Origin of the sequence: Phycicoccus flavus, assembly GCF_004025965.2 — a bacterium.
Taxonomy (GTDB): domain Bacteria; phylum Actinomycetota; class Actinomycetes; order Actinomycetales; family Dermatophilaceae; genus Phycicoccus; species Phycicoccus flavus.
Window position 1 is genome coordinate 17,698 of the sequence record NZ_SAYU02000037.1, and the last position, 24,147, is coordinate 41,844.

Sequence of the window (24,147 nt, forward strand, 5' to 3'; positions counted from 1 at the left end):
TCGAACCGGGTGCTGAGCCGGCTGGCTCCTAGACATGGGTACCAGAGAAGCCCGACAGAACCCGTTACGCCCCGGGATGACCAGATCGAGCAGCAGCCTCGACGAGATCCGTCGCGCGCTCCGGGTCCTCATGCTCCCAGATCCGGAGCACGGTCCACCCCATTCCGACGAGATGCGCGTCGGTTTCTCGGTCGCGTTCGACGTTGCGGGCGAGCTTCGCGGCCCACCAGGCGGCGTTGGCCTTGGGTGCGGTCTTGTGCTCGGGGCAGCCGTGCCAGAAGCAGCCGTCGACGAACACGGCGACCTTCTGCCGGGGGAACACGATGTCTGCCCGTCGGCGCGGGAGTCCCGGCAGCACTGCATCCACCCGGTAGCGCAACCCGCGTGCGTGCAGGAGTCGGCGCAATGACCACTCGGCGGCCGTGTCGCGCGTTCGTTGGCGAGACATCCGCTGAGAGGTACTCGGATCCGTGGGCACGTCCACAGCTCTCAACTGTCCCAGAACCGCGACCCGGACTTCGAGCCCACGCCTTGTCGCGGCTGGCGGGTACGGTGTCGCCGGCGAGTCCTGCCGAGCTCGCCGCAAAGTGTCGTACGGGCCGGCTAGAGTGCCGTGTCATGGTGGATTCTCGCTCGTCTTCGCGCGCCGAGATCCGCGTGCTCGACCTCTTCAGCGGGGCCGGTGGGCTCAGCGCTGGCCTCAGTGCGGAGTCGAATCGCTTCAAGACACTAAGGGCCATCGAGCACGACTCAGCGGCCGCCGCGACGTACGCCGAGAACCACGATCCCGAAACCGTGTTCGCAGGTGGCATCGAGCACTGGCTCAAGTCGGAGGAGACGCCCGAAGCAGACGTCGTCATCGGCGGACCACCGTGCCAAGGCTTCTCCGCCCTCGGCAAGCAGGAGCAACTCGATGAGCGCAACCAGTTGTGGCTGCGCTACGCCGAGACGATCCGGAAGGCCAAGCCGAAGTACTTCGTGCTTGAGAACGTGCCCCAGTTCCTGACGTCCGTGCAGTTGGCCCGGTTCAAGCGTCAGTGCCAGCCGAGCCAGAGGCTCGGCGCATATACCTTCCAGGCCATGGTGCTGAACGCTGCCGACTATGGCGCTGCCCAGGTCCGGAAGCGGGTAATCCTTATCGGCCATCACCGCGACCTGCCGTTTCCGGGATTCCCGACTGCGACGCATGCGAAGGTCGAGGACGCCACGCATGCCGAGTGGCGCACGCTCGGCGACGTTCTCGACGGCCTCCGCCCAGCCGTGACCGACATCGATCCGCCCGACCGCACCATCGAGTTCGGCGACACTCTGCTCCCCGGAGCATTCAAAACGAGTGAGCTTCACCTGACCCGGCACTACGAGCCACTCTCGATTAAGCGCTTCCGCCACATCCCGGCCGACGGGAACCGATTCGACATCCCCAAGAAGCTTCTCGCCGAGTGCTGGAAGAAGCACAAGAGTGGCAGTGGTGACGTCATGGGGCGGCTGAACTTCGGGAAGCCGTCGGTCACCATCCGAACGGAGTTCTTCAAGCCCGAGAAGGGCCGGTACCTGCACCCGACCGAGCACCGCGCCCTCACCCACCACGAGGCCGCGCGGATCCAGGGATTCGCCGACGACTACAAGTGGGTCGGATCGAAGGTTGCTATCGCCCGCCAAATCGGCAACGCCGTCCCCATTCCGCTCGCCCAGGCTCTCGGTGCCCATCTTGTGTCGGCCCTCGACGCCCAGTAGGCACGCCATCTCCGATGCCACCCGACATGATGGACCGGACGGTTGAGTCCCAGGTCCAATCCGAGCTCGTTCTCAGGTTCGACCCGCTCACAATCGAGCACCTTGGATCGAACATGTGCTCCTGGCTCCCCAACGCCGTCGCGGAGCTGGTGGCGAATGCTTATGACGCCGACGCAACCGAGATCACGGTCCGAGTCGTAGGCAGCGGCGAAGCGCAGCACATCGTGGTTGAGGACGACGGCCACGGCATGTCGAGGCTCACGATGCAGGTTTGGACGATCGCGGCCACTCTGTCCGGGAGCCCTTTCAGACCATCGCACACACTGAAGAACACGTCGGCCACGCCCCGGTTCATGACATCGGTCAGCACGCCCATCCAGAACTTGGTCGACTCCCCGCCGCCGCGGCCGGACCACAAGCCCGAGCACGTCGCGGTGCCCGGCCGGGTCGACCCCGATCGCGGCGCAGAACGGCTGGTTGCCGACCTGCTCGTCCCGGACCTTGACGTAGATCGCGTCGATGAACACCGCCGCGTGCACCCCGCTGCAACGGCCGGGAGGACCACGCTTACATGTCCTCGATGACCTTCTCGGTGATCTTCGAGACGGTGTCCTTGCTGACCGAGGCACGGTAGATCTCGGCGAAGCGCGCGCTGATCTCGCCGGTGGTCAGACCCGGGCGTCTCCCACAAGCACTTCGTGCAGGGGGGTGCCCCTGCGAGAGCACAATCGCGTCGACACCGGACAGGCGGCGCTGGCGCCTCTTGACGATCACCGGCTCGGAAGAGCCGTTCTGGTCCCGCTTTACCACGACCTGGCCCGGGCTGGCGTTGTGGGTCAGCACCGGCTTGGCACGGGTCCCGATCCTTTAGACGGACAGTCCCTCACGGCGCAACGTAGGCAGCGGGCGTGGATCGCGGTGCGTCGTGGTTTCCGTACCAATGTGGGGGACGCGGTTCCTCGGTGCCCGGCGGGTGGAGGTCACGGACCGGGAGAGCAGCAGCCGCCAAGCCGCCGGTGACGTTGGGGACGTAGCTCGCGTGGCGCTGCAGACAGACTGCCACGGGTGGTGGCAAGGGGATGGTTCGGTGGGCGGTGAGGTCTCGTGGGTCGATCCAGGTCCGCGTTGGGCTTTCGCTGACGGTGGGTCCCTGCTGGTGGGTGAGATAGGCCTGTGCCGCGCGGGCACTGACGGTGAGGCTGCCGTCGGCGACGGTGTCGAGGACGGTGATGGCGAGATCATGGCTCGCGGCGAGGGTCTCGGCCGCGGCGTGGAGCGTCTCCGGTGACGAGCGATCCACGATGGTCGCGGTGGACGCCAAGGCCGTGCCGTCGATGACGATCTCGGCCAGGGCGGCAACGACCTCGCCCCCGGCGGCATGGAGCGCGTCGGGGATGGCGCGTGCGGTGGGTGGGGTGAGGTCGCGCAGGTCGGTGTGCAGGATCTGCCAGGCCGAGGTGGCTGCCGCGAGCTGAGCGTCGAGCTGTTCCTGGAAGGTGAGCGCGTCAAGGTCTCCTTGGCTGGCGGCGGCCGCCATGATCCGATGGGTCATGGCGGTGGTGGCGGCCTGGATGCGGGTGACCTCGAAGAGGGTGGGCAGTCCGGGGTGGGTCGCCAGGGCGCGGTGCGCTTCCAGGTCCCACCGAGCAAGCACCGTCGCGACCCGGCCGGCCGCGGGTGGGTCGCGGTGTTCGCCGGTCAGGGCGTGCGGGAAGACCCGGTAGAGCTCGGTGCCGGTGATGCGTTCGGCGACCTGGAGCCGGTCTCGGGTGTAGCGCAGGGCGGCGAGCCGGTGGGTGGCGTGGCGGCTGCGGGTAGCTGGGCCGTGTTCCCGGTCGCGGATCTCTTGGCCGACGGCGAGGCCGACCGCGTGGGTGGCGACGTAGACGCTGTGCAGGACCCGGGCGCGGGCAGCGGTGGCGTCAACGAGGACGTCGACCCGGCCGGGTTCGAGCCCTCGCCAGGTGGCATGGATGAGGTCGTGGGCGCGCACGAAGGCGTCGGCGACGCCGATGAGGCGAGAGTCGGAAGGGCCGGTCCCGGGCCAGGTCCGAGCGGCCAGGTGTCTGTGGGTGCCGTCGCTGGCCATCCGGAGCCGTTCCGCGATCACGTCTGCCGGTCCGGGTTGGGTGGCCCGGCCGGGATGCGGCAAGCTGGTGGGCAGCGCCGACAGGAGCTCGTGAGCGGCTTGGACCATCTCCGGCCAGGCGCGCACGAGGGCTGCGGCGTCAAGGTCGTGCGGGTCGAGCAGGAGGGCGCGGGTGTCGCGGTCGCAGGCCAGGAGCAGTTCGCCGACGCTGCGGGTGTCCGAGGTGGTCACGGGGTCACCGCGGCAGCGAGGTTGATCAGCTCTGCGAGGTCCTGCACGAGGTGCGGGGGTAGGGGCCGCGGAAGCGGGCTGCGCGCCAGCCGCCGCACCTGACAGAGAGTGCCAGGCAGGTCCGTCGGTGAAGGTGCAGCGCTCGGCGGGGTCGGGGGCCATCCGGGGAGGGCGTCGATGTCGGCCGCGAGGTGCTGGGCTCGGCAGGCGAGGATGTGCGGTCGGACGTCGCCGCCGGGGCTCGCCGTCGCGGATGCCTGGTCCCCGAGTTGGGCGAGCAGGAGCGGCAGGGCGGACCCGTCGCCAACCGGCGGGTCGGGCAGCAGGCGCAACGTGGCGCGCGGCGGATGGTGCTGGTCTTCCATGCCTCCCAAGGGCGTCCCGCGGTCTGTGGGTGGACATCGCGCGGTCATAGGTTCTTGTCACCTCCTTTCGGGTTCGTTTGGACAGGGTCAGCCTGTCCCCAGGCCGGGTCGTCTTGGCCCGGCCGGCCGTACCTGTGGACAACCGTGACCCGCAGACGGTGCTGGGGAGCACCGTGGAGCACGGAAGCACCGGGTGGATATGTGGAGGCGGCCGCCGGCCGGCCGGCGGCCGTTCAAGGCGGGAGGTGCGTGGTGATGCGTTGTCCGAGGAGCGTTGTCGTCGCGTCGGCGATGGTGGGGCCGTGCTCGCTGAGCACGGCGGTATGGTGCGGCATCGCTGCGCTGGTCCCGCCCGGTTGGGGCGCCGCCGAGGTGCTGGTGCTGCTGGGGGTGACGTGGCTGGCCGGAAGTCCCGTGGCCGAGCAGGGCGCGGCACGTGTCTTCGACGGCGCCCGTGACTTGTCCGAGGCTGAGCAGGCGGTGCTGGCTGCGGCCGTGACGCTCGCCTGTCGGGTCGGGCATGGCCCACCAACAGTCGCGCTCCGGGCCGCTCGCGGGAGTGCGGGCGTCCTCCCGGCGGGGGCGGGTCGTCGCACGGTGCTGGTGCCGGTCGCTCTAGTGGCGGCGCTGCATCAAGGCCGGGTCACGCCCCGGCAAGCGGCAGCAGGGATCGTGCACGCCGCCGCTATCAACCGAGCCGGTGTGAACAGGCACCGTCCGGCACTGCAGGTGTGGTGCCTGCCGTGGACCGTCCTGGCCGGTGCCGTCGCCGGCGCGGGTCGCGGGCTGCCGGTGACACCGGTGGCGCTTCTGATGTGGCAGGCGCGGGGCGTGGTGGTCGCTGTGGCCGCGGTCCAGGCGGTCCAGGCCGGCCACCTGTGGGTCGCCGCCTTGTCGGTGGCGATCGGGGCGGGCTCCTACCTCTTCCCGAGGGCCGCGCGGGCCGCGCAGCATCGCGTTCAGGAGGTGGGCGATGCCGCGGTGCGGGACGCGGGTCTTGGCTCGGGCTATGTCCGGCTGCTCGAGATCAGCGGGTGCGCGCCTGGGATGGAGCGGCGGCTGCGCCTCACTCCCGCATCGAGCGGTGCTCGGGTCGGATCGGTCGCATCGGTGTCCTAGGGCCGGTGCGCGATGCGCCGGTGGTGGCTGAGGCTGATACACCGCGCTCGGCAGTCCGGGCACGTGGCCAGGTTGGCGTCGCTGAGCCAGCGAGTCAGGGTGGCCGGCAGCCACAGCCGGCGGCCGGACGCGGTGATGAAGTCAGGTGCGGGGGTGCGGTCCTGGCGGACCCAGCGCACCACGGTGGGCTCGGTCACCCCGACCATCTGGGCCAGTCCCTTCAGGCCGACGACCCCGTCCGGCAGCCGCGGCCCGATCGGGGTGAAGGGTCCGTGACTGCGCGTGGCACGGGAGACCACCGTGACCGGGATGTCGTCGGCAGCCGCGATCTGGGCCATGGTGCGCCCGGCGCGGCGCGCCTGTGCCCACTCCTCGATCACCTCCGGCGCCGGGAAGGGGCCGTAGTCGGCGGTCATTCGGCTCACCAGCTGGTGTGCGACGCCCTCCCGTGCCGCGATGGCCGTCACGGACTGGCCGCGGCGGCGGGCCTGCAACCAGCGGCGCGCTCGGGCGCCGGCGACCGCTTCGGGGATGTGGGTGCGGCCCAGCTGACGTGTGGCGCGCGGGAACGGGCCGTAGGGATCGGTGACCCTGCGGACCGTCGCCGCTGGAACCCCGTCCCGCCATCCGATGAGGGCCGCGGACTCTCCGTCCCGGCGTCGCACCAACCACTCCAACGCCGGGTGCGACGTCGCGGACATGCCGTCAGTCTTCCCCAGCAGGGTGACCGCCGCGAGCCGGTGACTCTGGCGATGGCACTGCCGGGTGCGTGGCTTCGACGTCGTCGGCCGGGTCCGTGGCCTGAGCCAGGCGCCGGAGCCTGGCCGCCTCGGGTCCGGTGACGCTGCCGGCGCACCACCGGAGCGTCTCCGCGCTCGACAAACCCTCCTCCCCGGTGAGGGCGACCAGGGCGCGCCCGGCCCGCTGCTCGCACTCGGCGACCCATGCGTCCCGTTCACGCAGCGCCATCGCGACCTCCACCCCGAGCCGGCTGCACCGTTCGTCCTTGGCGGCCCGCTCGGCCCGCCAGGTGCTCTGCCCGTCCAGCGCGGCCCGCCGGGCGCGCTGCCAGTCATCCCGCCTGCTCATCGCTCTGCCTCCCGTCGACGCCGCTGATCCTCAGGGCCTAAGGGGCTCGACGTGCATGTGGGTGGACATTCTCGGCTCGGGCACGTGATGATCGACTGAGAGGGGGCCGGTCAGCCGGTCGGGGTGTCGTCGGGTGTGTTCTGGTTGATCGGCGGCAGGGGTGGTGATGGCCGCACGGTGCAGAACCCGTCGCGTTCCGGGTGCTGCGTGCTCATGATCGCGGTCAACCGGGCAAGCACGATGTCGACCGCGGTCGAGACGTCGAGATCCGGATCGGGCTTGGGCTTGGTCACCCAGACCGTGACGCGGCGTGGACCCGGCGCGTCGGCCTTGACCCGGAGGGGGTCATCGCTGAGCACGCCTCCCCCGAACGCGGCGGGAAAGATCGTGAACACGCGTCCGCCGACCTGGTCGAAGGTGTACCGGTGCCCGGGCTCGGGTTGGCCGTAGTCCGGATTCTTCACCGCCTGGGTCGTCCACTGGTCCTGGAACGAGTCCTTCACGTACGTGCAGTCGAACCGCATCGAGAGGAACCCGTCGACCGTCTCGATCGCCGGGCCGGCCGATGACGACGGCGGGGTGGAAATCCCGGGTATCGGTGTGGAGGCCGACGGAGTGGGCAGTGCCGTCGTGGGTGGCGGCGCAGTCGTGGTCGATCGTGGCGGCGTCGGCACCGGCGAAAGGGTCGGGTCCGGTGGAGGGCTGTCACAGCCGCAGAGCACCAACAGCCCCGACAACATCGCGGAGATCATCCAGCGGCTGACCATCACTTTCCGCCTCCCCCAGTGAGCTGCCATCGTAGGACGGACCAGCGCGCCTCGTGGTTCCCGGGCGCCGCGGCCAGCGTGCCCGCGCGGCCCGCGCCCACGAGGACCTGGCGTCGCCGGCGAGGGGCGCATTCTTGGGCGCCACTGTGCGCTCCGGGTCGACGGCGGCGGGGTCACGCACCGGCCCGGTTCGCGTCGTAGCCCTGGTGGGCGATCGCGCTCTGGGCTTGCTCCAAGAGTGCCCCGAGCTCGTGGGCGCAGTCGCTGCGGCGGCCAGGTGCTCCCGGGCCAGCGCGACACTCACTTCGGGGTCTCGTTCGTGGTCGTAGACCGGCAGGGTTTCCAGCGAACGCTGCAGGCCCTCCCCGAGTTGCGTCAGAGCCTGCGGCAGCAGGTACCCGACACCCTTCAGCTCGCCCAAGACCCGGTAGAGCGTCGGGGCCGCGATCGCCGCTCCATGCCCGGTGATGTGGTTGACCGCGCGGATCGACTCGTACGCCAGCTCGGGCCATCCCGGGATCGCGCCGTCGTCGTCCTCCCCGCCGAGCAGGCCGCGTCCGGCGTGCCGGCACCCCTCAATCTCATCCATGCCTCTGGCCTCTCCCCCGTCCGTCCCTCGTGTCCAGGCTCGGTGTCCGCCACGGTCGCGGGCCGAAGGCCGCGAACCCGTGGACGACGCCCCATCCGCCGCGCCTCTGTGGATATCCAGCCAATAGGACAGGCGCCCTCGGGCGAGCCCGCCACCGGCTGCGTCGCCGCCCACCCGCTCGGGCGACCGTCCGCCCGGCCACGAGTCACTTTCGATCGGCGAAACGCAGCCAAGACCTCTTTCACACCTCCTAAAGACCGATCACCCCACCCCGATGGACATCCCCGACAAACGATTCGACAGCCGCTGCTAGGTACGACCGACGCACCCGCACCGACCACGCCGCTCCCGACGCCCGGAATCCCAGAACCACCGTCAGCCGCACACCTCATGCATTCCCGGTCGTTGAATCCGCAACGACATGTCCACCGGCGATGACCCGACCGCCTTTCGGCTGGCGTGACGATGAGCCTGCACAAGCTCAGCGCCGGGACCGGGTACACGTACCTGACCCGGCAGGTCGCCGCGCACGACCGGACCACCGGCCCCCGCACCTCACTGGCGGACTACTACACCGAGAAGGGCGAGACCCCGGGCCGGTGGGTCGGGTCCGGCCTGGTCGGAGTTGCCGGCATCCAGGCGGGGGACGAGGTGACCGCGGCCCAGATGCAGGCGCTGTTCGGGGCGGGGCTGCACCCGCTCGCCGAGCAGCTCAAGAATCGCCTCGAGGGGCCGGACCTGACCGAGCGGGACTACCGGGCGGCCGGCCGGCTCGGCACCCCGTACAAGGTGTACGCCGGCGACGTCACCACCTTCCAGGTCGAGGTCGCCCGACGGATCGAGGACCACGCCGCCGCCCTCGGTCATCCGCGGGACTACCCGGTCGAGCACGACGCCAAGGCCCGCATCCGGACCGCGGTCGCGACCGAACTGTTCACGCACCAGCACGGCCGGGCGCCGTCCGGGGCGCGCGAGCTGGCCGCCGCGGTCGCCCGCTACTCCCGGCCGCGGACCCGCGCGGTCGGCGGTTACGACCTGACCTTCTCCCCCGTCAAGTCCGTCTCCGCCCTGTGGGCGATCGCTCCGCGTGCGGTCGCGGCGGAGATCGAGCGCGCCCATCACGACGCGGTCCGCGACGCCCTGACCTACCTCGAGACGCACGCGCTGTTCACGCGGGAGGGCACCGATGGGGTGCGTCAGGTCGAGACCACCGGGCTGGTCGCGGCCGCGTTCACCCACCGCGACTCCCGCGCCGGCGACCCCGACTTCCACACCCACGTCGCCGTCGCCAACAAGGTCCAAGCACGGACGTCCGGTTCGTGGCTGGCCATCGACGGGCGGGTCCTGTTCAAGGCCCACGTGTCCGCGTCCGAGACCTACAACACCACCCTCGAGCTCCACCTCCGGGCTCGGCTCGGACTCCGGTTCACCGCACGCCCCGGCACCAGCCGAGGGGCGCGGCCGGTTCGCGAGATCGTCGGCGTCGACCCCGCCCTGCTGGCTCGCTGGTCGACCCGACGCGCGTCGATCGAGACCCGCCGCGGCGAGCTCGCGACCCGCTTCCAGCGCGACCACGGCCGGCCCCCGACCCCGGTCGAGGCCATCCATCTCGCCCAGCAGGCCACCCTGGAGACCCGCGACGCCAAGCACGAACCCCGATCCCTCGCGGAGCAGCGCACGTCGTGGCGGGCCGAGGCCGAGCAGGTCCTCGGCGAGCCCAGCGGGGTGGCCACGATGCTCCGGACAGTCCTCAGTCCGAAGCGTTCAGCCCCATCAGCGGTGGTCGACTCTGCGTGGGTCGACCGCACCGCTGAGGCGGTGCTGGCGCAGGTGCAGGCGCGACGCTCCACCTGGCAGGTCTGGCACGTCCGGGCCGAGGCCCACCGTCACCTCCGCGACGCCGACCTTGCGGCGGCCGGCGTCGACGCCGTCGTCGGACTGGTCACCGACGCCGCGTTGGCCGCGTCGATCCGGCTGACCGCGGGCGGTGACGGGATCGCCGAACCGGAGTCGCTGCGCCGCAGCGACGGCTCCAGCGTCTACGAGGTCGCCGGCTCCACCGTGTACTCCTCGGCTGCGGTCCTGGCCGCCGAGCAGCGGATCGTCACCGCCGCCGGCACCGCCGGCCGGCACCCAGCAAGCGAGCAGGCGGTGACCCTCGCGCTGCTCGAACAGGCCGCCAACGGCACCCCCTTGAACGCCGGCCAGGTCGCCCTCGTCCGGGGCATGGCCACCTCCGGCGCCCGGGTCCAATTGGCGATCGCGCCGGCCGGGTCCGGGAAGACCACCGCCATGCGGGCCCTGACCGCGGCCTGGGTCGAGGACGGCGGCACCGTCATCGGCCTGGCCCCCTCCGCCGCCGCGGCCGCGGTCCTGCGCGAGCACACCGGCGCCCCCACCGACACCCTCGCCAAGCTCACCTGGACCCTCGACCACCCCGACCACGAGCAACCCGACTGGGTCACCGGCATCAACGAGCGCACGCTCGTGGTCATCGACGAGGCCGGGATGGCCGACACCCTCTCCCTCGACACCACCATCCGCTTCGTCCTCACCAAAGGCGGGCAGGTCCGGCTGATTGGTGATACCCACCAGCTCGCCGCCATCGGCGCCGGCGGCGTCCTGCGCGACATCGCCCACACCCATGGCGCGCTCCATCTGTCGGAACTGATGCGGTTCACCGACCCCGCCGAAGGCGCCGCCTCCCTCGCCCTGCGCGACGGGCTCCCCGAGGCGCTCGGGTTCTACCTCGACCACCACCGCATCCACGTCGGAGACCTGGCCACCACCACCGAGGACGCGTTCACCGCGTGGGCCGCCGACCTCGACGCCGGCCGCGACACCCTCATGCTCGCCCCCACCCGCGACCTCGCCACCGCCCTCAACCAACGCGCCCAACACCACCACCACGCCGGCAGCCCCACCGGCCACGGCACACCGCTCGCCGACGGCGCGGTCGGGCACGTCGGGGACACCGTCATCACCCGCCGCAACGACCGCCGGCTACGACTGTCGAGCACCGACTGGGTGAAGAACGGCGACCGCTGGACCATCATTGCCGTCCGCGACGACGGAGCCCTGACCGTCGCCCACACCCGAACTCGCCGCCGGGTCACTCTTCCCGGCGACTACGTGCGCGACTTCGTCGAGCTCGGGTACGCCACCACCATCCACGGCGCCCAAGGCGTCTCTGTCGACACCCTCCACGGCCTGGCCACCGGCGCCGAGTTCCGGCAACAGCTCTACACGATGCTCACCCGCGGCGCCTACGCCAACCACCTATACCTCCAGACCGTCGGCGACGGAGACCCCCACGGCGTCATCCGCCCCGAGACCACCCACCCCCTCACCGCCACCGACATCCTCGAAGGCGTCCTCGCCCGCGACGACTCGCCCCGCTCCGCCACCACCCTCCAGCGCGAAGCCGTTCTCCTCGGACCGCGGTTGCACGCCGCGACGGGGCGCTATCTCGACGCCCTCCACCACGCCGCCACCAACCACCTCGGCGCTGCCGGAGTCGCTAGCCTCGAGAAGGCCGCCGACCGGCTCGTCCCCGGCATCGGTGAGGACCCAGCCTGGCCCACCCTGCGCGCCCACCTCACCCTCCTGGCCGCCACTGGCACCGACCCCGTCCACGCGCTGACTGATGCCGCGCAGGTGCGGGAGCTCGACACCGCCGGCGACCGCGCCGCCGTCCTCGGCTGGCGCCTGGACGACACCGGCCTCCGCAACACCGGCCCCGGACCACTGCCGTGGCTCCCCGCCATCCCCGAGACGCTCGCCCGTGACCCCCACTGGGGTAGCTACCTGGCGGCGCGGCGCGACCTCGTCACCCACCTCGCGGACCAGGTCCGCGAGGCCGCCGGTGCCGGCGACCCGGCGGCGCCGTCCTGGTGGCCCGACACAGCCAGCCAAGGTGACCGAGAGCTGCGGGCGGACCTGGCCGTGTGGCGCGCCGCGACTGGCGTCCCCGAGACCGACCACCGCCCCACCGGGCCCCGCCACCTCGCCAAAGTACCCGCCCTCTGGCAGCGCGCCCTCGACACCAGACTCGGCACCGGCTCCCCCGCCCTCGCCGAATGGGGCACCCTCCTGCACTCGCTCGCCCCCGCGGTCCGCGGCGACGACTTCACCCCCCACCTGGCGCAGCGGCTCGCCGCGATCCACCGCACCGGCATCGACGCCGCCGCCCTCCTCCGGACCGCCGGTGGCGCGCCGCTCCCGGACGACCACGCCGCCTCCGCCCTGTGGTGGCGTATCAGCCGCCACCTCTCCCCCGCCGTCGCCCACCATCTCGACACCAGCACCACCCTCTCCACCGACGGCACCGACCGCCTCACCCGGCACCTTCACGCTGACCACGCGGCCACGCTGCGGCGGAGCTCGTGGTGGCCCGCGCTCGTCGCCACCGTCGACCACGCCCTCGCCCGCGGCACCCGCCTCACGGACCTTCAGGCCATGGCCGCCGACACCGCCACCCTCGACGACTGGATCGATCCCTGCCAGGCCCTCACCTGGCGGATCAGCCTCCTGACGGACCCACCCGCCGACGACACCCCACCAGGACCGGAGGACCTCACCGACCGCGAGCGCGACGACGCCTGGACCCCGCCAGAACCACCGGATTGCGACCCTCCCGACATCGGGATCGACGTGACCGGAGCCGCCAGTGAGGACGTCGAGGCACGGCTCGTCGCAGCCGCACTCGTCCGAGCCACCATGGGCGTCCTGCCGCCCTCCGACGCCGAGATCGAACAGATGGTCGCCCACGCGGCCGCCTGGGACGACGCACCCTTCTCCCCCGCCCGTGCCGCCCAGATCAACACCGTCGCCGCCGACTACTACGCCCGCCTCCTCGACACCGGCTGGGCCGGCGACTACCTGCGCGGCCGGCTCCGCACCGCCGCCCCGCCCGGTCGTGCCGGGTACGCCCCACCCGGATGGACCCACCTCACCGACCACCTCCACCGTGAAGGCGTCACCGACGAGGAGCTCCTCGCCATCGGCCTCGCCACCCGCGCCCGGACCGGACGCCTCATCGACCGTTTCCGGGACCGGCTCGTGCTGCCCATCGACTGCGACGGCATCACCGTCGGGTTCGTCGGCCGCCGCCACCCCAACCATGGCGACGAGCACGGGCCGAAGTACCTCAACACCCCCACCACTGTCCTGTTCCACAAGAGCCAGGTGCTCTACGGAATGGACCACGACGCCCTGGGCGGCGGGGCAGTCCCCGTCCTGGTCGAAGGACCCCTCGACGCCCTCGCCATCACCTCCGCCACCCACGGCCGCCACCTCGGCCTCGCGCCGCTCGGCACTGCGCTCACCCAGACCCAAGCCCGAACTATCGCCGCACGCCATCGCGGGCCCATCGTCGCGTTCGACAACGACACCGCCGGCCGAGCAGCCATGGAACGCGCATACTGGCTCCTCGCTCAGCACACCACAACGCCGCGCACCATCACCCTGCCGGACGGCACAGACCCCGCGTCACTAATGCATGACGCGGGCCCCGCCGCACTCTCCCGGGCCGTCGATCGCTCCCACTCGCTCACCGATGTGCTCACGGCGCGCGCTCTCCCCGTCGAGGTCAGGGCGGCCATCATCGCCGCCGGAGACTCCGCGTTGTGGCACCCACGGGCGGAACAGCTCGCTGCGTCCCACAACATCGCGCTACTTGAGGTTCGAGCCGAACTTGCTCAGGCCGTCGAGCGCTGGAACACCTCCCCTACCGCGGTAGCCAGTGAGCAGCTGCTGACCGTGTCCGAGGCTCAGGGCCGACGCAATGAGCGAAGGAAAGGCCCTGCCGTAGAACGCTCCCGCAGCGGAGCACCTCGCATGGCGACGTACTCCTCGCACCCACACCCGAGGCCAATTTCCCGCCGGCCACTCCGCCAAGACAGGCCCGCGGCTCGATGATGAACCGCCCCGGCGAGTCCGCAGACTCTGGCGTGCCCGGTTCGGCCGGGGCTCGCTGGCTGTTGGTCCACCGGCGCGGCAGGAGTGTGACGCGCGGCGACCCAGGCCGCCACGTATGTCAGACGGGGGATGCCGCCCGGTTGCGGCCAGTTCGAGCGAACGGCGGCGTGACCGGGCAGAATGCGCAGAGGCCAGGGGTCGATGGGTTCCAAAGGGGTGGATGCGGGTGAAGGTTCTTCGGCAGATCAGGCCGACGCCGGAGCAATTAACGGTGATCAACAGGCAAGCCAAGGGGGTGCTGGTGGTGCGCGGGGCCGCCGGGTCGGGCAAGACGACCACGGCCCTGTATCGGCTCAAGCAGACGGTCCGATACTGGCAACGTCGGGTCCGGGACGGGCACATGCTGGGCCCGGTGCGGGTGCTGGTCCTGACGTACAACCGCACCCTGCGTGGCTACATCGAGGAGCTGGCCCGAGCCGACATCACCGGGACGGACGTCCAGCTGACCATCGCGACGTTCGGCAAGTGGGCCACCTCGAGCCTGCCGGCCCACACGCTGGTCCGGGACAACGCCAAGGCAGTCAAGCTGCGCGAGCTGGGGAAGGGGCTGGGACTGGAGGAGGCGTTCCTGCGCAGCGAGGTCGACTACGTGCTGGGCCGGTTCCGCACCACGGAACTGGAGTCGTACCTGACCTGTGAGCGCGCTGGCCGCGGTGCGACCCCACGGGTGGCGCAGGCCACCCGGCGCCGGCTGCTGGACGAGGTTATATACCCCTACGCCCAATGGAAGGCCGACAAGGGGACGCACGACTGGCCAGACCTGGCCAACGAGATGGTTGATCAGACCCCAGCCGGAAAGTACCACGTCGTGGTGGTCGACGAGGCGCAGGACTTCTCCGCCAACCAGGTCCGTGCCGTGCTGGCCCATCTGGCAGCCGACCACTCGGTTACCTTCGTCACGGACGGGGCGCAGCGCATCTATCCACAACGGTTCACCTGGACCGAGGTCGGTCTCACCGTAGGCCCGTCCAACAGCAAGCAGTTGTCCCAGAACTTCCGCAACACCCGGCAGATCGCCGCCTTCGCCGCCTCCCTGCTGACACAGGTGGAAGTGACCGACGACTCGGCGATTCCCGACCTGACAACGTGCACCGCGAATGGCCCCAGGCCCGTCCTGGTCGCTGGCAGGTTCAGCGCCCAGATGGACCACGTGATCGCGTTCATCAAGCAACTGGACCCTGACGCGCAGGAGTCGGTGGCCATCCTGCACGCCAAGGGGTGGGACTGGTTCGACTACGTCAAGCGACGGCTGGTGTCGGCCGGGTTGGCTTACGTCGAGATCACACGGCAGTCCGAGTGGCCGTCGGGCCCGGAGCAGATCGCCCTGTCGACGATGCACTCGGTCAAGGGGTTGGAGTTCGACCACGTCATCATCGTCGGCCTCAACGAGGAGACGATGCCCCACGGAGCCGAGGCCGGCGACAGCGAACGGGACGCCCACCTGAGGCTACTGGCGATGGCGGCGGGACGGGCCCGGAGCACGCTGCGGGTGACGTACAAGCCCGACGAGGCCAGCGACCTAATCGCGTGCATCGACCCCGCCACCTACGACCAGGTCACCCAGTGAGCGCAGACCAGGCCCCGGACGGCCGGTTCGCGGTCGAGCTCACCCGCCGCGGGATCGAAGATGTCCTGCACTTCACCACCAGCCACGGCCTGCTAGGGATCCTGACCCTACGCGAGCTGCGGGCCCGGGCCCATCTGGCCAGCGACGACTACCTGGAGCACGTGTACCGGCCCAACGCCGCGAGCCGGTACGAGGCACCCGTGTACTGGCGGTACGTGAACATGTCGGTCACCGACGTCAACGGCCGCTTCTTCGGGATCAGCCAGCGATGGCATGCCCGCGAGGACGGGCTGTTCTGGGCGATCTTGCACTTCGACCCGGCCATCCTGGCCCACCCTGACGTGTTGTTCTCCCCCGGGAACATGGGCTATCAGGGCATGACACCGGCAGCTGGCTTCGACGGGTTCACGTCCTTGTTCGCCGGCCGTGTGCCTTACGGGTATGGCAAGACCGTCACGCGCCCTGCGGACCGGTCGGTCGGCCTGCCGACGAACCCGCAAGCGGAGGTGCTCTACCCCGACCAGGTGTCGACAGAGTTCCTGACCAGGGTGACGGTGGCCGATGATGACTTCGCGGCATCGGTCGAAGCCATTGTCGGGGCCATCGACCATCCTGAGGTAGACGTGGTGGTTGACTCCGACCTGTTCCGACGGTGATGCCAAAGCAAGGAGGCGGCGTGCGAAGCGATCGAAGTCTGTCGGCAACTCGAGCGTCGGCTGCGTGGGCGGCGTGGGGCGATGCGCTGGGCTTCATCACTGAGCTGACCGATGCTGCTGGTCTTCGGCATCGCGCCGGCGTCGACACGGTGGTCGAGCCCATCGCTTGGCGCCGCAGGATCGGGGGCCGCACCGGTGTGCAGGCCAAGCTGCCGGCCGGCAGCTACTCGGACGACACACAGCTGCGTCTGGCGACCTCACGGTCCATTCGTGGTGACGGCGACTTCGACGTCGAGAGCTTCGCCCGGGTCGAATTGGTGGGCTGGCAGGCCTACCACCTCGGGGCAGGCCGTGGCAGCAAGGCAGCAGCCGCCGCGATGACCCGCACGGACGCGCGGTGGAACCAAAACACCTTCGCAACTAAGGAGGCTCGGTATGTCGACATCGGCGGGAACGGTGCCGCAATGCGGATTCAGCCGCACGTTTGGGCCGCCCGCAACCTCGACGACACCGACAGCATCCTCACCTCCGTCCTGAAGGACGCCGTCTGCACGCATGGCCATCCGGTCGGCCTGCTCGGAGCTGCCATCCACGCCCTGTCACTCGCCTGGACCATGCGTGAGGGTCATGTGCCCGGGCCGGACGCGTGGCCCCACCTGGCCGACCAACTGGCTGGCTTGGCGAAGGTGATCACCGCGGACGAAGACCTGGGCGGACTGTGGCTACCCGGGTGGGAACAGGCTGCCGGCCGAGCACTGCTACCCGCCCTGGAGGAGTGCCTGCGCGAGACGACAGACCTGTTCCGACAGCTCCGATCGACTATGCGTGCCCGGCACGCAAGTGAGCAGGATGCCTACCGGTCGGCGGTCGAGTCCGTTGGTGGGTTCGACCCAGCAACACGCGGTTCCGGCACCGGCACCTCCATCCTGGCCCTATACCTCGCCGCCAAGGCCGAGGACCCCGCCGCGGCCCTGCAACTGGCGGCGAACACGCTGGGGTCGGACACCGACACCATCGCGACGATGGCCGGGGCGCTGATCGGCGTGGTGGTCGCGGCACCACCACCCACCCCGGTCCAGGACAGCCGGTTGATCGACCGCGAGGCAGGTCGCATGTATGGAATCGCCACGGGAGAGGCGATGGCGTCATTCCGTTACCCGGACCTGCTCGCCTGGAACCCACCCCGGTCGGCTTTGGACCTGGTCGGCCTGACCGACGGGAACCGGCTCGCCCTGGCCGGGCAGGGACCTATCACCGGGCAGGGCGAGCCCGTCGCGGGCGGACGCTCCGCCGCGCCCACCCTCTACCAGTGGGCCTCCCTGCCTACCGGGCAGGTCGTGTTCCTGCGCTACCGGGCTAACCCGAAACCGCTGCCACACCACCTGCTGCCTCCTGCCGAGGTCTGGAGCGCTGCGCCCGCATCCCCATTCCAGCTTCGGTCTAGCGTTTCCAACAAGCAACCGAGTCTGTTCACCGATGCGCCGGAAGGGAACCAGCGCAGCCGCCCATCGACCAGGCCCGCGCCGGCAGCGCCTATCACCCCTAGCATCGACGCTGCTCTGCATCAGGCGCACGCTGCCGGACACACCGCGGAGGTGGTGGGACAGGCGCTGCTAGATGTGATCGCCGCCGATCCGGAACGCTCCGTGGAGCGCGCGGCGGCCTTTGCGGCTGGCGTGGCTCGCGACCTGAACCGCCCGCGCGTCTGACTTACTTTCAGCACCATGGCGCGTGCCATGCGCCGGGGGCTTCATGTGCGGATAGCTGCCCAAGTTCGACTCGAACGCACGCGATGCCGCAAGCCCCGCGAACGCCGCTACCGCCCCCGACCAGAGGCGCGGATATCGCAGCACTAGTGGACGATTCGGAGACCGTCTCGCGAATCACCCTCGAACTCTCCCAGTTGCCTCGGACTTGCCAGTCCGAGGATCGAGACCATGTCCTGTACGGAGTAGCGGTGCTCTTCCTTGTGGATCCGCACCATCTCATTCACAATGGCCGGCTCTTCTCGGGCAAATTCAAGGGGTTCCTGACCGCGACGCAGATATCCGAGCTTGTTCATGTAAGCATGCAGGCTTCGAGATCTGCGCTGCGTTATCACGCCAAGATGCTCCGCGCGCAAAATGATGCTCTGTGCGGGCACCTGCCAGTACGGCTTCAGTTCGAAAGCGCGCTTTACATCAAGCCCGACGAGCTCTCGCTGGAGCTCACTTCTGGGCAGCAGCAATTCCTCAGCAAAGGCATCCGCTTCCTTCTCGGCATCGTCTCGAGGGGGCACTCCCTCATGCAGGACTAGGTGTCCAATCTCATGCGCGACGACGAACCGCTGTCGCGACGGAGAGAGGCTCCAGTTGAGGACTATCAATGGTGATTCGCCTGGATCCCAGATGGAGATGGCATCGATCCGATGAGTATCGAAATCCCGCCGCGCGACGATAGCTCCTGCTGCCTCAGCGTGATCAATGAGCCCCTGCAGCGGACCCATTGGGCAGCGCCAATGAGCGCGCAGGCGCTGCGCAGCTTCGGCTGGCGTGATCCCGGAATCGAGGTCGAAGTGCGGCAGGGACAAGGGAGACTCAAACGTAAGCCCATGGGCGAGCCGCTGAGAACGCATCGCTAGCAAGGTGACTTGGCCCTGGATCTTTCGCAGCGCCTTCTGACTGAGGCTGTGCTGCTTGCGATGAAAGAAGCTTGCCGTGCCCAATCCGTGAACCTGGTCATTCCAAGACAGAAGGTGAGGAGAGACACCCGTCGCTTCTGCGAGCGCATCCGCGTCCTCTTCCGAGAGCGCGGCGAGCCCGTTCTCTGCCTTGCTGATCTGCGACTGGCTGACTCCGCTCGTCGTCGCTAGATCCTTCTGCGTTAGGCCAGCCGCTTCGCGAGCGAGCGCGAGCATTTGAGGGCGAACGTGCATCACTTGGACTCACCCGAAGCGCTGTTGCCCTCCTGAGCCTCCTTACGCGCACTCTTGACCCTTGCTCTGGGTGCTGCTGAGTTGGGGGGGACAACGGCGCTAGGCCGCGACGGCGCTGGGGTGATGTCGATGGGTTCCCAATGGTGAGCTCCATCCACGCGACACGTGATGGCCAGTCGGTCCAGTTCAAGGGCCAACCCGTCGAGGCGGTAGCCGGCCACCAGGTGGGTGATGGGCTGGAGATCACCCGCAGAGACAAGCGCTTGCTCGTCGAAGGCAAGGGTCGCCTGGGTGCGGTTGTCACTGGTGTTCAGCGCGGCATCGCGGAACTTCTTGAAGCGCAGCACCACCCGGTCATCCAGGATCAGCAGAAGCACGCCATGCCTCTTCCGCAGGCGAGCGGCGGACTTGCCGCGAAACTCCGCCGTGACTTCCAGCGCAATGAAGTCAGAAAGCAAGCTGGCCCTACTGCGAGCGCTGATCGTGGCGCTGGCGTGCCGTGGGTCGCTGACGAGGCCCTGCCATCGACCCCAAGCCCGGTGGAACGCAGACTCGAGAGCAGACATATGCGGGGTGACGATGCTGTGGACTTCGGAGCGGCTGAGCGGGCCCAGAGTGGTCTGCATGGACCTATCGAAGCAGGTTGAAAAGAACTTGTCAATTATTCGAAACGCCAGTACACAGCCCGGTTGTGGCGCTACTTCCAGCGGCGACTGCGAGAGCCCGAGTCTGCTCGGCCCTCGACGAGCTCACGCTGGCAGCACAGCAGACTGGATGCCCCACCGCTTGGAGCCCTCATGGAACCATCGGCATGCCAATCGGTGCGCGGATCACCGCGTTGGCGGCTGCGCGCTTGGGTGACGGCGGTGTACCTCCGCAGGATCTCATTCGAGGACCTCCCCGGTTTCCTGGTCGAGGACTTCGCCATCGACCACGCGCAGGCGCGCGCTGGGCGCAACCGGGGCGAGGTCCTGGGGTGCGTCGAATCGGGCGTCGATGGTGTACGTGTGGATGCGTCGGCGGTGGTGGGGGTCGCTGGTGTGTCGGGCGTGGCGGCTTGTGGACGGCCAGGGTTGGTGGCCATTGTCGCAGTGAGTTTTGAGGCGTTCGCGCATGCGGTCGTGGAAGGTGGGCAGGGCGTAGCGGTGCCAGTCTTCGAGGGCATCGGAGGTGTTGGCCATGCCGGCGCGGCGGCGTTGGTCGGCGAGGACGGCGAGGTCGTGGACGAGGTGGGGGTGGTTGGGCCAGCAGGTGGGGATGTAGGTGTCGGGGTCCCAGTTGTATTCGTGGTTGATCCAGGTGGTGACGTCTTCGAGCCACATCCACAGCTCGAGGCGCAGGTCGGGGTGGGTGCAGGTGGGTGGGTCCCAGGGACGTGGGAGGCGGCGGAGGTCACCGAGGGCTTTGACCTGGACGGGGGTGCCGGTGGCGGCGATGGTGAGCTCCCAGTAGGCGTGTTCGACGAGACGTCCTGGTCGGGGGAAGCCTTGGACGAGCGGCTGCGGCTGGTTGTCGGGTCGGGGCTGGTCGCTCACGGCGTACCTCTGCTGGTGTCGGCGGGTGCGAGTCCGTGGTGGCGGGCCTCGGCGAGAGCGGCCGCGGCCCGGGCGGCGGCCGACACCTGAGCGTGTCGAGCAGTGGCGGCACGGTCGCGGGCGGCGGCTTGCGCGGCAAGGAGCGCCTGCCCGGCCTTGCCGTCGATGGCGCGGGTGAGGCGGGCGACGATGGGTTTGCCGTTCTCGGCGATGACGAGGGCGTGGCGGGGTGGGAGCTGGCGGATCTCAGGGCCGGTAAGGACGGGGATGTCCTCGCCGGTGACCGACCGGCGGCCCGCTCCGGTGGTCCAGGTGGTGCGGGGAACGCGCACACGGCCGATGAGGTCGGAGGTCTCTTGGTTGAAAGCGGTGTCCTTCGAGCCGCCGAACAGGACGAGGGTGTTGGTGAGGCCGAGGACGGCTCGGGCGGGGTGGTCGCCGAAGATCTGGGTGAGCTGGGCTCGGGTCTGGGCGGCCCAGATGAACGCGATGCCAAGGGCGCGTTCGTTGGCCATCCGGGTCTGCAGGGTCGGTAGCGGTGTCGTTGATGGGAGCTCGTCGAGGCAGGCGAGCATCGGCGGGCAGAGCCTCCCCCACGAGGAGGTGTGCGCGAGGGCCAGCGCGGTGTCGAGGACGTGTTCGGCGACGGCGGTCATCAGCGGGGACGCGGACTCGTACGGGCTGTCCCGGCCGAGCAGATAGATGGTGCCACCGCGGCGGATGACCTCAGCGATGTCAGTGTCCTGACGCCCCGGCGTGGGGGTGCAGCGGGTGCGCGTGCTCTCTTGGAAGAAGAGCCCAAGGGCTTGCTGGATGGTGGTTGTCGTGTTGCCGGCGGTGCGGTCGTCCCCGCGCAGGGCGCCGTGGACGAGGCCGTGCCAGAACGGTGCGGCGTGGGGGTGGCCGGTGAGGATCTCCAGGGGTTCGGTGGCGGCGGCGGGGTGGGCGACCCAGCGCAGGACGTGCGCGAGGGTGCGGCCGGTGAGGGCGGCGGCGTGGAGGTAGCCCTGGATGACCTTGGCGGCTTCGGCGGCGTAGAAGCGGGCGGCGTCCTGGTCGTGGCCTCGAACGCCGGCACCACCGATGGTGCCGGCGGTGAAGGCCTTGGCGCGGCGTTCTGCGACGAGGGGGTCGACGCAGCCGGCGACGGGGTCCCAGAGCAGTTCGGGGACGCCGGGGGCGAGCCCGAACGGGTCGAGTACGACGCAGGGCCGGTCGCTGGCGGAGCGGGCGTCGAGGGTGAGGTGGAGGTCGTCGGGTTTGGTGAGGGTGACCAGCGCCGCGCCGGGGGCGGCCAGCAGTGCTGGTGTGAGGAGGTCGAGGGTCTTGCCGGAGCCTTGGGGGCCGATGACGCCGGTGGTGCGGTCCCACGGCACCCACAGGTCACCGCCCCGTGGCTGGTGGGCACGACCGAGACTCCACCCGACCTCGGTCGGGGTGAAGCGGGTCATCGGGGCCACCGGCGTCGCGGGTAGAGGTCGGGCCGGATGACCGGAGCGACCCGCCGCAGCCGCGCGGTGCCGAGCAGGGCCTGGGCTTCGGTGCGGCTGGCCATGCCGTGGACGCGGCCGGGCCCCCACTGGCGAAGACCCATGACGGTCACGCAGACGATGGCGGCGACGGCGCCGGTCTCGCAGGCCGCCAGCCACGCGTAGAACGCGGCAGCGCTGACGCCGGGGCCCGTTGGGAGGCCGGCGCGGGTGTCGCCGGCGAGCAGCGCGGGGAGGGCGGTGAAGAGCTGGTCTCGGGGGGTGTAGTCCCAGCCGCCGCCGGTGAACCCGTTGGCCAGTGCCCGGGCGGTGTGGGCGGCGAGGACGAGGAGGAGGAGCACGGCGGTGAGGGCGCCGGCGGGGATCTCCCAGGTCCAGGGGTAGGGGGTGGTGCGGCGGCTGGTCTGCAAGGCGGGCTCCCGGTGCTCGGGGTGGCTGGACGTGGGTCAGCGGGCGGGGCCGGACAGCCCGACCTGACGGGTCGGCCGGGGTGGTGTGTGGGTCTGGTCGCTGGCGAGGCGGGCCGCGGCCGCGTCAGCGCTGCGGGGCAGCGGTGTCGCGAGGAGGTCGCGGTCGCCGGCGGCGTGGGCGTGGCGGCGGACGAGGAGGAGGTGGGCGTGCCGGGTGACGGCGTCGCCGAGGTCGGCGGGGTCGGGGCGGGTGCCCCAGTGCTCGGCCAGCTGGTCCAGGAGGTCGGGGCGGCGTTGAGCAAGGAGGTCGATGCGGGAGCGCAGGGGGGCGAGCTCGATGTCGAGGCGGTGCGCTGCCAGGTACGGGGAGAGGGTGTGGCAGGCGGCGTCGCGGACGGCGCGGCCGAGGTCGCGGTGGACGAGGGCGAGGACCGACGGCGGGGTCTGCGGGTGGCGGCTCATGTCGGTCCTCCGGTCGGTGTCCAGGACGTCGGCGGGAACGGTGCCGGGCAGGGGTCGGGGCCGCCGGTCCCGGGCGTGTCGGCGTAGGTGTGGGCGTAGTGCAGGACGTCGCCGACGTACCAGTCGGCGTGGTTGTAGGTGAAGAGGGCCGTGCGGATGCCGTCGGGGCCGGTGGCGGCGCCGGAGGCGGCGAGGTAGTGGGCGGCGGAGTGGATGCTGTCGGCGTCGTCGAGGATGTCGGCGCGGCCGTCGCCGTCGCCGTCGACGCCGTACTGGGCGAACGTGGTGGGGAGGAACTGCATGAGCCCCTGGGCGCCGGCGGTGGAGGTGGCGGTCGCGGCGCCGTGGCGGGTCTCTTCCATCCCGACCCCGGCGAGCAGCTCCCACGGCAGGTGGTAGCGGTCCGCGGCGGCGACGTAGAGGGCCTTGATGCGGGGCGGGATGGGTGCGGCGGGCGAAGTGAGAGACTGCAGCCGATGGTGGCCTGGTGCCAGCAGAACCATGGCGGTGCCGGTGTCGGGCGGACGCGGCCCCATCGTGGTCGGGGTGATGGCGGGGGCGGGGCGGCCGTCGAGTGGGGCGCCCCGGGCGGCCATGAACCCGGCCGGGTCGACGGGCCGGCCGTGGACCCGGATCTCGAAGTGAAGGTGGTCACCGGTGGAGGTGCCGGTGGAGCCTTCGACGCCGAGGCGCTGCCCGCCGGTGACGGTGGTGCCGGGGTGGATGGCGGGGTCGAGGGTGGCGAGGTGGGCGTAGCGGCTGGTGACGCCGTCGCCGTGGTCGATGTCGACGCTGAGCCCGATCCCGGGGCGCGGGCCGGCAGCGATGACCTGGCCGCCGTGGGCGGCGTGGACGGGTCCTGGGCCGGGGAGGGAGACGAGGTCGATGCCGGAGTGCAGCCGCCAGACCAGCTCGACGGGGTGTAGCCGCATCCCGAACGGTGAGGTGGCGAGGTAGGGCTGCGTGAACGGGGCCTGCCAGCCACCGGCGATCGCCGCGGCGACGGGGTCGGTGCAGCCGGTCCGGGTCATGGCGGGGGCCGCGACGGCGGTGACGAGCAGCGCGGTCAGGATGGGGACCGCCAGGAGGAGCGCTGCCAGGACGGCGACGGCCCAGGCGAGCGGGCGGAGGCTGTACATCGACCGGTCCTC

General features: G+C 70.5%; 19 protein-coding genes and 2 pseudogenes. 8 read left to right on the forward strand and 13 right to left on the reverse strand.

What is annotated here, in order from left to right; translation table 11 throughout:
* Nucleotides 1–64 precede the first annotated feature (64 nt).
* Nucleotides 65–484 (reverse strand): very short patch repair endonuclease, encoded by a 420-nt coding sequence (locus EPD83_RS11940; protein ID WP_322095789.1) that lies wholly within the window; start codon nucleotides 482–484, stop codon nucleotides 65–67.
* 134 nt (nucleotides 485–618) lie between these two features.
* Here EPD83_RS11940 and EPD83_RS11945 point away from each other — a divergent pair, with 134 nt between their 5' ends.
* Together EPD83_RS11945 and EPD83_RS20710 are read left to right on the forward strand one after the other, a co-directional pair.
* On the forward strand, nucleotides 619–1,734 hold the full coding sequence (locus EPD83_RS11945; protein ID WP_128365161.1) for a DNA cytosine methyltransferase: 1,116 nt from the start codon (nucleotides 619–621) through the stop codon (nucleotides 1,732–1,734).
* Between the two features lie 113 nt (nucleotides 1,735–1,847).
* A pseudogene (locus EPD83_RS20710) lies at nucleotides 1,848–1,931 on the forward strand (hypothetical protein); the annotation flags it as partial.
* Between the two features lie 56 nt (nucleotides 1,932–1,987).
* Here the strand turns inward: EPD83_RS20710 and EPD83_RS11955 are convergent.
* A pseudogene (locus EPD83_RS11955) lies at nucleotides 1,988–2,601 on the reverse strand (IS256 family transposase); the annotation flags it as partial.
* Between the two features lie 16 nt (nucleotides 2,602–2,617).
* Entirely contained in the window at nucleotides 2,618–4,054 is a 1,437-nt protein-coding gene (locus tag EPD83_RS11960) for a hypothetical protein (protein ID WP_128365162.1), read from the reverse strand.
* 737 nt (nucleotides 4,055–4,791) lie between these two features.
* Here EPD83_RS11960 and EPD83_RS11965 point away from each other — a divergent pair.
* The gene (locus EPD83_RS11965) at nucleotides 4,792–5,538 is read left to right on the forward strand and encodes a hypothetical protein (RefSeq protein ID WP_128365164.1); all 747 of its coding nucleotides are present in this window, start codon (nucleotides 4,792–4,794) and stop codon (nucleotides 5,536–5,538) included.
* On the opposite strand, the gene EPD83_RS20385 is transcribed toward EPD83_RS11965, so the two are convergent.
* The 3 genes from EPD83_RS20385 to EPD83_RS11980 all read right to left on the reverse strand — a co-directional run bounded on the left by EPD83_RS20385 (nucleotide 5,535) and on the right by EPD83_RS11980 (nucleotide 7,130).
* Nucleotides 5,535–5,963 (reverse strand): hypothetical protein, encoded by a 429-nt coding sequence (locus EPD83_RS20385; protein ID WP_128365165.1) that lies wholly within the window; start codon nucleotides 5,961–5,963, stop codon nucleotides 5,535–5,537. The two genes, EPD83_RS11965 and EPD83_RS20385, sit on opposite strands and share 4 nt — an antisense overlap.
* A gap of 280 nt (nucleotides 5,964–6,243) precedes the next feature.
* The gene (locus tag EPD83_RS11975; protein WP_165566618.1) at nucleotides 6,244–6,627 is read right to left on the reverse strand and encodes a hypothetical protein; all 384 of its coding nucleotides are present in this window, start codon (nucleotides 6,625–6,627) and stop codon (nucleotides 6,244–6,246) included.
* Between the two features lie 110 nt (nucleotides 6,628–6,737).
* Nucleotides 6,738–7,130 (reverse strand): hypothetical protein, encoded by a 393-nt coding sequence (locus EPD83_RS11980; RefSeq protein ID WP_128365167.1) that lies wholly within the window; start codon nucleotides 7,128–7,130, stop codon nucleotides 6,738–6,740.
* A gap of 4 nt (nucleotides 7,131–7,134) precedes the next feature.
* Between EPD83_RS11980 and EPD83_RS11985 the strand changes: the two genes are divergently transcribed.
* The 5 genes from EPD83_RS11985 to EPD83_RS12005 all read left to right on the forward strand — a co-directional run bounded on the left by EPD83_RS11985 (nucleotide 7,135) and on the right by EPD83_RS12005 (nucleotide 17,894).
* On the forward strand, nucleotides 7,135–7,416 hold the full coding sequence (locus tag EPD83_RS11985) for a hypothetical protein (RefSeq protein ID WP_128365168.1): 282 nt from the start codon (nucleotides 7,135–7,137) through the stop codon (nucleotides 7,414–7,416).
* 1,032 nt (nucleotides 7,417–8,448) lie between these two features.
* Nucleotides 8,449–13,902, forward strand: coding sequence for a MobF family relaxase (mobF, locus tag EPD83_RS11990; protein WP_128365170.1), 5,454 nt, complete (start codon nucleotides 8,449–8,451; stop codon nucleotides 13,900–13,902).
* Between the two features lie 226 nt (nucleotides 13,903–14,128).
* Nucleotides 14,129–15,529 (forward strand): 3'-5' exonuclease, encoded by a 1,401-nt coding sequence (locus EPD83_RS11995; protein ID WP_128365193.1) that lies wholly within the window; start codon nucleotides 14,129–14,131, stop codon nucleotides 15,527–15,529.
* Nucleotides 15,526–16,185 (forward strand): DarT ssDNA thymidine ADP-ribosyltransferase family protein, encoded by a 660-nt coding sequence (locus EPD83_RS12000; RefSeq protein WP_128365171.1) that lies wholly within the window; start codon nucleotides 15,526–15,528, stop codon nucleotides 16,183–16,185. The genes EPD83_RS11995 and EPD83_RS12000 overlap by 4 nt, the downstream gene beginning before the upstream one ends.
* A 20-nt stretch (nucleotides 16,186–16,205) precedes the next feature.
* Entirely contained in the window at nucleotides 16,206–17,894 is a 1,689-nt protein-coding gene (locus EPD83_RS12005) for an ADP-ribosylglycohydrolase family protein (RefSeq protein ID WP_164896051.1), read from the forward strand.
* A gap of 143 nt (nucleotides 17,895–18,037) precedes the next feature.
* On the opposite strand, the gene EPD83_RS12010 is transcribed toward EPD83_RS12005, so the two are convergent.
* The 7 genes from EPD83_RS12010 to EPD83_RS12040 form a co-directional block, all read right to left on the reverse strand.
* On the reverse strand, nucleotides 18,038–19,081 hold the full coding sequence (locus EPD83_RS12010) for an XRE family transcriptional regulator (protein WP_164896052.1): 1,044 nt from the start codon (nucleotides 19,079–19,081) through the stop codon (nucleotides 18,038–18,040).
* A gap of 17 nt (nucleotides 19,082–19,098) precedes the next feature.
* Nucleotides 19,099–19,725, reverse strand: a complete 627-nt coding sequence (locus tag EPD83_RS12015; protein ID WP_128365176.1) for a hypothetical protein — start codon at nucleotides 19,723–19,725, stop codon at nucleotides 19,099–19,101.
* A 258-nt stretch (nucleotides 19,726–19,983) separates the two neighbouring features.
* The gene (locus EPD83_RS12020) at nucleotides 19,984–20,634 is read right to left on the reverse strand and encodes a hypothetical protein (RefSeq protein ID WP_128365178.1); all 651 of its coding nucleotides are present in this window, start codon (nucleotides 20,632–20,634) and stop codon (nucleotides 19,984–19,986) included.
* A complete protein-coding gene (locus EPD83_RS12025) occupies nucleotides 20,631–22,085 on the reverse strand; it encodes a type IV secretory system conjugative DNA transfer family protein (RefSeq protein ID WP_128365180.1) in 1,455 nt (484 codons plus the stop codon). Before EPD83_RS12025 ends, EPD83_RS12020 begins: the two co-directional genes overlap by 4 nt.
* Nucleotides 22,082–22,534: a hypothetical protein gene (locus EPD83_RS12030; protein ID WP_128365181.1), complete on the reverse strand. Its 453-nt coding sequence runs from the start codon at nucleotides 22,532–22,534 to the stop codon at nucleotides 22,082–22,084. Before EPD83_RS12030 ends, EPD83_RS12025 begins: the two co-directional genes overlap by 4 nt.
* Before the next feature lie 36 nt (nucleotides 22,535–22,570).
* On the reverse strand, nucleotides 22,571–22,996 hold the full coding sequence (locus EPD83_RS12035) for a hypothetical protein (RefSeq protein WP_128365183.1): 426 nt from the start codon (nucleotides 22,994–22,996) through the stop codon (nucleotides 22,571–22,573).
* A partial coding sequence (locus tag EPD83_RS12040) for a peptidoglycan DD-metalloendopeptidase family protein (RefSeq protein ID WP_205859513.1) occupies nucleotides 22,993–24,147 on the reverse strand: 1,155 nt, incomplete at its 5' end. The genes EPD83_RS12035 and EPD83_RS12040, both read right to left, overlap by 4 nt.